Here is an 8,379-nt window from a genome sequence, read left to right as displayed (position 1 = left end):
ACTCGAAATTTCGAAACAACAAATTCAAACAGAATTAAAGTTATTACAACAGCAGATAAACCCACATTTCCTATTTAATACCTTAAATAACTTAAATAACTTAAATAACTTAAATAACTTATATGCACTCACACTTATAAAAGCTGATGAAGCACAATCATACGAAATTGCACCAGTTTTACTAGTTATATTATTAGAAAATTGCATTTAAACATGGTGTAGATAATAATCATGTTAGTTTATCAGACATTCACAGTGATAAAAATCTCGACCGCAAGCGACCGGGTTTTAAGAGTTAATGACATTATCGCTTTACGATAATGTCACAAATACTCAAAGAACCAAAAGCTGGGATAACACCGACTGGGGAAGCCCACCGAGATTTACGCTATGAGGTTAAATCTTTTAAAGCAGCAGCACAAGATTTACTCTAAAATAAGTTTAGAACGCTTAAAAGCCATAATGAAAATGTAATCCTTGAGGTAAAAACCACAAGAGATTAAACTGGTTTGACAATAAAAAAATGAATTTGATTTATTACAAGAAAACTATGAAATTAATTTATAAAAAAATCCCTCCTAATGACTATCTTAACTATCGCTCTTTACGTTTAGAAAGTTTAAAGTTGAATCCCGAGGCCTTTGAATCTGATTATGAAGAAGCGTTAACAGAACCTCAGTTACACTTTGAAAAAATAATTAAAAAAGATGACGCTAGTAAGTTTGTGACAGGAGCTTATTTTGAGGGTGAACTAGTGGGTATTTGTGCATTTGTAGATTATAACAATCATGATGTTATTTCAGCAGGTACACTAATTCAGATGTATGTTACGCCAAAATTTAGAGGTAATAATATATGTTTTAACTTAATTGATACTGTTACACACTATGTTTTGAACATCCCACACATTGATAAAATCATGTTAGAAGTTAAAGAGACAAATCATTCGGCGGTTAAAGTATATAAGAAAATGGATTTCAATTTCTTAGCATCTGATAGTATGTCAAATACACTGATAATGATAAAAAATATTTTTGTAGATCATCTATACTCAAATTAAATTGCTTAGCCATTAATGTGAATATTAATTACTTTAAGTGGTTGGATATAAAAATAATAATGATTTTATTTCTTATAAGAAAAAATAAAATTTTGTTATTTTTAGCACAAAGCGCTAGAGGTCAACTATGATTCATGGATCTTGTTTGTGTAAGGAAGTTACTTTTACAATAAATGGTAACTTGCATTCTGGAAGATACTGTCATTGTGATAATTGTAGAAAATTTTCAGGCACTTCACCTGCAGCTTGGGCTATGGCCCAAACATCAGATTTTGTCATTCAAAGCGCGAATAATAGCGTTTCTAAATTTAATTCAGGTCGGGGATTAAGGTGTTTTTGTGCTCATTGCGGATCTCCTCTCTGGTTTGAATCATTAGAGTATCCAAATACAATTGCAATTCCGCTTGGTGTACTTGATCATGGTTATATTCCACCACTTAAAATGCATATTTGGACACAATCTAGACCGACTTGGTGTGCTATTTATGATGAATTACCACAACATAAAACATACCCTTAACTAAAATCCCAAACTTGCACCTAAAAAATGGCCTACTTTTAAGAGCTTTGTTAATGAATCTCCCTTATTTCTTGTTTTATTACCTTACTTCGTTTGCTTTATTCCTTTAGATGAAGAAATTAATAAAGACCATACTATTCTTGGTCTTTTTTGATTTGAGTAAAATGAATTTGATTAAAATTAAATGAATTTTTGTCTTTGTAACATGTTTTCTAGCTGAGCCATTCCCGCAGGGACATCAACCTTTACACCTAAATCTTTAAATGTTGAACCAAAAGCATGTATGGTTCTAAATAGATTATGCTCACGGCATTGTTCGCCCATTTGACCAATACGTACAATCGGTGGGCCAAAAGAGCCTGCAATCTCTACACGGTAATTTCTTGAGATATGCTCACAAACAGTTTTGGATTCCAATTGTTCTGGTAAACGAATACCAATCACAGAATTTAGTCTACTTTTACCTTCAATATATAAATCTAGTCCTAAGCTTTCGATAGCACTTTGAAGGGCATTTGAACAGGTTAAATGTCTTTTAAATCTTTTTTCTAATGTCTCATTACAAATCAAACGCATAGCTTCATGTAATGCCAGTAAACCCGAAACAGGTGCAGTATAATGGTATGAATCTTTATGCCAAAAATTTGAAGCGAGCATGGCATCTAGCGTCCATTGTGGGATTTGAATGACGCGGTTACTGATACGCTGCCAAGCACGATCAGAAAAAGCGACTAATGATACACCAGGGATTGAGCTTAAACCTTTTTGACCACCTGTGATCACCGCATCTATATGCCACTCATCCATTTTTAACGTCATGGTACTTAAAGTACATACAGCATCAACAATTAAATAACAGTTGTATTCTTTTGCTAACTTGCCTATTTCAGCTAATTCGTAATTATAAGTTGTATTTGAAGTTTCACCTTGGACGATTGTGATAACTTCAGGTTTATGTTCTTCAATTAACTTACGTATTTCGACTGGAGCAACACTCTTGCCTTCAATAATTGAAGCTTGCTCAACCTCTGCTCCGGATCTTTGCGCCATTTGAGCAAGTCTATTAGAAAAAAAACCATTACAAATACTCAAAACTTTAGTATTTTTCCATACTAAGTTAGCTACTGCCATTTCCATTGCAGCAGAACCAGGTCCAGCAACACCCACTATCCAGGGAGAATTAGTTTGAAATATATAACCTGCCATAGACTTAACTTGATGGATTATTTTTCCCATAGTTTCACCTAAATGGTTGATCACGATCCCATTGGCATTAGCAACAGCTTGTGGAATTGGTACAGGTCCTGCTCCCATCATTAATAAAGGTTCTTCTGGTAAAATATGATCAAGAGTTTGAATTTCAGGCACTGCGATTTTCATTTTTATAGCTTATTTAATATTAAAAAAAGATGAGTAAAAATCGTATCACAATGTGATACAACAGGTAATTGATTATTTAGAATAAATATAAAAATATGAATACTAAAGGTAATATAACTTGTATACGGAATCATTTTTCATATCGATCTAATTATTATATATTTTGTTAAAGTTTTACTTTTAGGATTCAACTTTTGAATTATTAACATCAATTAAATTACATAATTTTTTACATTTTAATTAGCATTACAAAATACACTCATTGACTAATTTATATTTAAAAAATCTTGCCAACTAACCCAGTCATGTCTGTATTTACGTTTGGGTGTACTCGGCAGCTTGTTATCTAATGCTTTATACCTCATTGCATAATCGGTAGCTGAGGTAAACTTGTATTTTTTAGCGGCAAGCTTTGCAGATAAATAGTTGGCATATAAATTTATCGCAGGATCTTGAGTACCTAAAAACTGATACCAGTTTATCCATTGGTTTTTATATGCCAACTCAGGAGATGATGGCAACCTTAAATCGAAAGATTTACGTACAACAGCATATTCAATAGAACTTTTTATTTTAAGGTTTTTAGCCGAATTTTGTGCCTCATTGTATTCCTTATATATTACGCATTCGTTTAGCCCTAAATAATCATCCCAACTGCGCCAGTTTACTTTAAATTTTTCATTAGGCGATATAGATAAAGCCTTATCTTTCATTTTACATGTGAGTTTATAATCTTTAATTGATTTAAACTTAAATGACTTAGCCATAGTTTTAGCAACTTCAAAACTTTGATAAAGCTTACTTGTATTTGGTTGTGTCCCTAGAAAATCGTACCAACTTACCCATTGATTTCGATAAAATTTTTGAGGGTTTGAAGGTAGAGCACTATCACAAAGAGGCCGCCTGCAATGATAATCAATAGAACTTGTAAAATTGTGACTTAATGCACCTTGCTTTGCTAATTCTAATGTAGGGTAAAATTGCTTTTGCATGATGACCTCTTAAGCTACCTGAATACATAGCTAAACTAAATCATCATACTGATTGTTTAAAGTAACATCTATTAACAACACTATAACCAAAAGTTATGATATGAAATGTTAGATATTTGCAACATTATGTATTTCATCTAACAAATGTTTAGAAGTTTGTGATAGTTGTTGATCTGTTAGATGAAGTGCTTGCAGATTAAAATGTAGTGAAGGTGATAATGTTGCTATTGAAGTTTTATGGCATAAATTACCTTTAGCTGTGTATTCATCGATAATACACACCCCCATTTCTTGTGCAACAAGTCTGGCTGCAATGAAATATGTTTGTACTTGAATATTACATTTCATTTCGATGTCTTGATCAGTAATTCTGTTAAATACAATGTCTCCTAATGGTCCACTATCCCAAATCCCAATAATTTCTTGATCTATTAGCTGCTCTACATTCATAGATTGGGGTTGTTCCGGAAAAAATTTATTTGGATAAACCACCATTAATTGTGATTGTAAAACGAGTTTTTGTGTAATGCCGGGTAAGGGAGGTGGTGAAAACATTAAAGCAAAATCAATTTTTCTTTCAAGTAAAGCTTGCTGTACTTGTTCATTGTGCATAGTTTGAATATTAATATTCACATCAGGATGTGTTTTTTTAAATTCAGCGACTGCTTTTGGTACTAAATCAAATCCTAATGCGGGTGCTAAACCAATATTGATATTACCTTTTTTACTTTTTTTGATATTTTCAGCGGTATTTCTAACTGAGCGTATCTGTTTATACACTTTATCAACTTCATTAAATAGCATATTCGCTTCTGCAGTTGGAATGAGCCTGCCTTTTACTCGTTGAAATAAGTCAAAACCAAGTTGCATTTCAGCATGGGCTAAAACCTTACTGACCGAAGGTTGAGATACATGTAAGAATTGGGCTGCGTTAGTTATCGAACCCGTCATATAAATTGCATGGAAAATCTCAATATGTCTTAATCTCATATGAAAGCCTTTAAGTTTGATTCGTTATTATTAAAAGCATTAACATGCCCTTGAGTTTGTTCTTTTGTCTATTTATCAAACAGCTAATTATTGCCATACTTACACTTAATTATCGTCGTTAAATAGAATTTAACAGTTAATTAATTAATTGTAATTTCTTTAAAATGTTACAAGGTATAACCAAAGGTTATAGTCTTGTTATTAAGTGTCAATTGTTAAATGCTCTATTTTTATTCATGGTTATAAAAGCAAGCTATTTATCTTATTGGGCAATTAGAAATAGTTTGAGGATAGCCGCTTAGTTTAATTGAATTAAAGTAGCGGGAATAAGTATGGAAATTGATGATCAGGTAAAAACTAAAATAAATCTGATTAATTATAAATGGGCATGACAACGGGAAATCTCATGATCAAAAATACAACAAGTCACCATAAGCTTGCGCATCTTAGTTTATGTGTTATAGCGGCTTTATCACCTCAGCTAGTACAAGCTGCTGAAACAAAACCAGACGATAAACAAATCGAAAGAATCAGTATCATAGGTTCAAATATTAAACGTGCAACAGATATTGGTACATTACCTGTTACTATGTTAACAGAAAAAGATATTGAAGATGCAGCGGCTATGACAGGCGATGAGCTGCTACGTTCAATACCACAAATTGGTGAGGTTGCATTTGGTGCAGCTACCGGTAATGGTGGTGTTAACGATGCTCGCGGAGACGTATCTTCTATTAATTTACGTGGTGTTGGTTCCGGCAATACATTAACACTATTAAACGGTCGACGTTTAGTTAATCACCCTGGCACACAATCAGAAAATTTCGTTCCTGTTTCTACTGTTAATGCCAATACTTTACCTGTATCAGGTTTACGTTCTTTACAAGTGTTACGTGATGGCGCAGCAGCAATTTATGGCTCAGATGCTGTAGCAGGTGTTATTAATTATCAACTTAAAGATGATTACGATGGTCAAAAAATTAGTGTTTCTTACGGTGGTTCAGAAGGCACACCGCTTGACGAAAAATCATTCAACTATTTAACAGGTTTTGATCTTAATGGTGGTAAAACACATATTACTGCATCAGCGACTTATTATGAACGTAATGGCATGATGGCAAGTGAGCGCGATTATTCAGCCAGTCATGATTTACGGGAATACCCTGGTTTACCAGAAGAGTTTATTGGTGATACGCAATTAGATAACCGATCAACTGCAACGCCTTGGGGTGATTTCCAATCGGAATCTTTAGGTCGTTTTCATTTACAACCAGATACACAAGGTGGCTGTGTAGTTGATTTATCTGGCGGTGTATGTGCCGATAGCGGTGGTTTTCCAAGAGATAATAGATTTGACCGCGGTACAACACGATCTTTAGTATCTGACGTTGATAGATTAAATTTTTATACTTATTTAACACATGATTTAGGTAATGATTTAGAGTTATTTGGTGAAGCCATTTATTACAGTGCAACAGCTAAAAGAGTCCGAGAACAAACACATAATTTAACAGCTCAAAGGTTTATGATCTCAGCTGATGCTGCATTTAACCCATTTAATGAAGAAGTTAAATTAAGAAGTTATCGTGCAATTGATACAGGACCAAGAAATGTTCAAGTTGATGATACCAGCTATCGTGCACTTGTAGGCCTCAGTGGCGTAACAGGTAATTGGGATTGGGAAACAGCTGCTTTTTATACTGAAGCTGAAACCAATGATATGGCAAATCGTATACAAGCAAGTAAATTCCAAGCTGCTATCAATAGTACTGATCCATCAAAAGCTTATAATATTTTCACTGGCGGTGATGTCAATAATCCAAACTTTGGTGATACAAGTTTAAATCCACAAAGCGTTATCGATCAATTTATGGTCGATGTAACAAGAGACTCAAAAACCAGCTTAGCTTCAGTTGATTTTAAAATGAGCAATGATGAGCTTTGGGATTTACCCGCTGGTAGTGTTGGTGTTGCTGTTGGTGTCGAATTTAGACATGAAACTTTTGAAGATGATCGTGATGACTTATTAGATGGTAACAACCCATTTGTTGATCAAATTACAGGTGTTGAACTTTCTGGTAGTGATGTACTTGGCAGTAGCCCAACACCAGATTCAAAAGGTGATCGTGATGTTGCCTCTGCTTTTGTTGAGTTTTTAGTACCAGTAATTGATAACGGTTCACATTATGTTGAGCTACAACTTGCAGCAAGGTATGAAAACTTCTCAGATGTAGGTTCTGCACTAAAACCTAAAATAGCCGTTTTTTGGGAACCAGCTGATTGGATGAGTGCTCGCGCATCTTATGCTGGTGGATTCCGTGCCCCCGGTTTACCACAAGTAACAGCTGAAGCGGTTCCACGTAGTAATAGTTTATATGACCCTGTTTTAGATGATACATATGGCATTGTTGATATCAGAAGTGGTACTACAGATTTAACCCCAGAAGATGATACAAATACATCATTAGGTTTTGTATTCCAACCAACTGAACAATTAACAGTTACTTTAGATGCATGGAAAATTAAACAAAAAGATTTAGTAGGTATATTACCGGGTTCTTCTCACTTACTTTATGATTCATTGTTACGTAGTCAGGGCTCTAAAAATGAAGCTGTAATACGTGATCCGAATACGCATGAAGTCGTTCAAATTAACAATGATTACATGAATTTAAATGTTCGTAATATTGAAGGTATGGACTTAAGTGTTACCTATGATTTGGATACGAGTTTTGGTGACTGGGAGTTTACTTTCAACGCTGCTAAATTAACTAAGTTTGAACAAACAGCGGATCCCATTTCTGCATTATTAATCGCGGCGCAAGAAGCGGGAGATCCTTCGGTACCAGCTGACAGAACCGTTGCTGGTGCGGGTAACTTACTTAAGCAAAATGGCCGTCCAGAGCTGCGCATCCGTGGTTCACTTAACTGGCGTTTAAACCAATGGGGTGCAGGCCTAAGCGGTAACTATGTCAGCGAGGTTGAAGATACAAGTACAACAGCAAAAATTGATGACGTAGTGATTAAGCTACCAGTAGATAGTTACTCAACTGTTAACTTCTATGCTGATTACCGCTTTGAAGGAAAAACGGTATTACAAAATAGCAAAATTCGTGTAGGTGTACGTAATTTGTTTGATGAGCAACCACCACTAGCCGATGAATTAGCACATGGTTACTTTGGTAGTTTACACTCTAATCGTGGTCGTTACTTCCACATGAGTTTCAGTAAAACTTTTTAGTTTACACCCAAGCTACTTGGAAATGCATGATTTCAGCAGGAGTTTAAATGGTCAAATACAAGACATTTATTGCAGGTAATGGTTATTCCCTTATCAACATAAATAACGCGGTAGTTGACCATTTAAAACCCGCCTGTAGGGAATTTATCAAGTGGCTTGGGTATATACCGCATAATACGAGCCTAAATTTAGGCTC

At 34.6% G+C, this 8,379-nt stretch carries 7 protein-coding genes; 4 read left to right on the top strand and 3 right to left on the bottom strand.

Annotation, left to right across the window (positions count from 1 at the left end; translation table 11 throughout):
• From CJF42_RS28965 to CJF42_RS00445, 3 genes are all read left to right on the top strand, one after another.
• A partial coding sequence (locus CJF42_RS28965) for a histidine kinase (protein WP_286203457.1) occupies nt 1-211 on the top strand: 211 nt, incomplete at its 5' end.
• A gap of 339 nt (nt 212-550) precedes the next feature.
• On the top strand, nt 551-1,060 hold the full coding sequence (locus CJF42_RS00450) for a GNAT family N-acetyltransferase (RefSeq protein ID WP_170940413.1): 510 nt from the start codon (nt 551-553) through the stop codon (nt 1,058-1,060).
• Nucleotides 1,061-1,187: 127 nt separating this feature from the next.
• Nucleotides 1,188-1,580 (top strand): GFA family protein, encoded by a 393-nt coding sequence (locus tag CJF42_RS00445; protein ID WP_095364780.1) that lies wholly within the window; start codon nt 1,188-1,190, stop codon nt 1,578-1,580.
• Nucleotides 1,581-1,760: 180 nt separating this feature from the next.
• Here the strand turns inward: CJF42_RS00445 and CJF42_RS00440 are convergent, their stop codons facing one another.
• The 3 genes from CJF42_RS00440 to CJF42_RS00430 all read right to left on the bottom strand — a co-directional run bounded on the left by CJF42_RS00440 (nt 1,761) and on the right by CJF42_RS00430 (nt 4,942).
• Nucleotides 1,761-2,960: a pyridoxal-phosphate-dependent aminotransferase family protein gene (locus CJF42_RS00440; RefSeq protein ID WP_095364779.1), complete on the bottom strand. Its 1,200-nt coding sequence runs from the start codon at nt 2,958-2,960 to the stop codon at nt 1,761-1,763.
• A gap of 266 nt (nt 2,961-3,226) precedes the next feature.
• Complete coding sequence (locus tag CJF42_RS00435; RefSeq protein ID WP_095364778.1) at nt 3,227-3,952, bottom strand: integrase repeat-containing protein; 726 nt, start codon at nt 3,950-3,952, stop codon at nt 3,227-3,229.
• 108 nt (nt 3,953-4,060) lie between these two features.
• Nucleotides 4,061-4,942 carry a LysR family transcriptional regulator gene (locus tag CJF42_RS00430; RefSeq protein ID WP_095364777.1) on the bottom strand — a complete coding sequence of 294 codons (882 nt, stop codon included), beginning with the start codon at nt 4,940-4,942 and terminating at the stop codon, nt 4,061-4,063.
• A 406-nt stretch (nt 4,943-5,348) separates the two neighbouring features.
• Between CJF42_RS00430 and CJF42_RS00425 the strand changes: the two genes are divergently transcribed.
• The gene (locus tag CJF42_RS00425; RefSeq protein WP_095364776.1) at nt 5,349-8,183 is read left to right on the top strand and encodes a TonB-dependent receptor domain-containing protein; all 2,835 of its coding nucleotides are present in this window, start codon (nt 5,349-5,351) and stop codon (nt 8,181-8,183) included.
• Nucleotides 8,184-8,379: the final 196 nt, after the last annotated feature.

This window comes from Pseudoalteromonas sp. NBT06-2 (assembly GCF_002276045.1).
In the GTDB taxonomy this organism is placed as follows: domain Bacteria; phylum Pseudomonadota; class Gammaproteobacteria; order Enterobacterales; family Alteromonadaceae; genus Pseudoalteromonas.
Note: the sequence above shows the minus strand (reverse complement) of the source record. Positions and strands in the feature narration are given on the sequence as shown.

Coding starts and splice junctions, on each gene's coding strand:
- CJF42_RS00440 (WP_095364779.1), bottom strand. CDS start 2,960: ATGAAAATCGCAGTGCCTGAAATTCAAACTCTTGATCATATTTTACCA.
- CJF42_RS00450 (WP_170940413.1), top strand. CDS start 551: ATGAAATTAATTTATAAAAAAATCCCTCCTAATGACTATCTTAACTAT.
- CJF42_RS00430 (WP_095364777.1), bottom strand. CDS start 4,942: ATGAGATTAAGACATATTGAGATTTTCCATGCAATTTATATGACGGGT.
- CJF42_RS00425 (WP_095364776.1), top strand. CDS start 5,349: ATGATCAAAAATACAACAAGTCACCATAAGCTTGCGCATCTTAGTTTA.
- CJF42_RS00445 (WP_095364780.1), top strand. CDS start 1,188: ATGATTCATGGATCTTGTTTGTGTAAGGAAGTTACTTTTACAATAAAT.
- CJF42_RS00435 (WP_095364778.1), bottom strand. CDS start 3,952: ATGCAAAAGCAATTTTACCCTACATTAGAATTAGCAAAGCAAGGTGCA.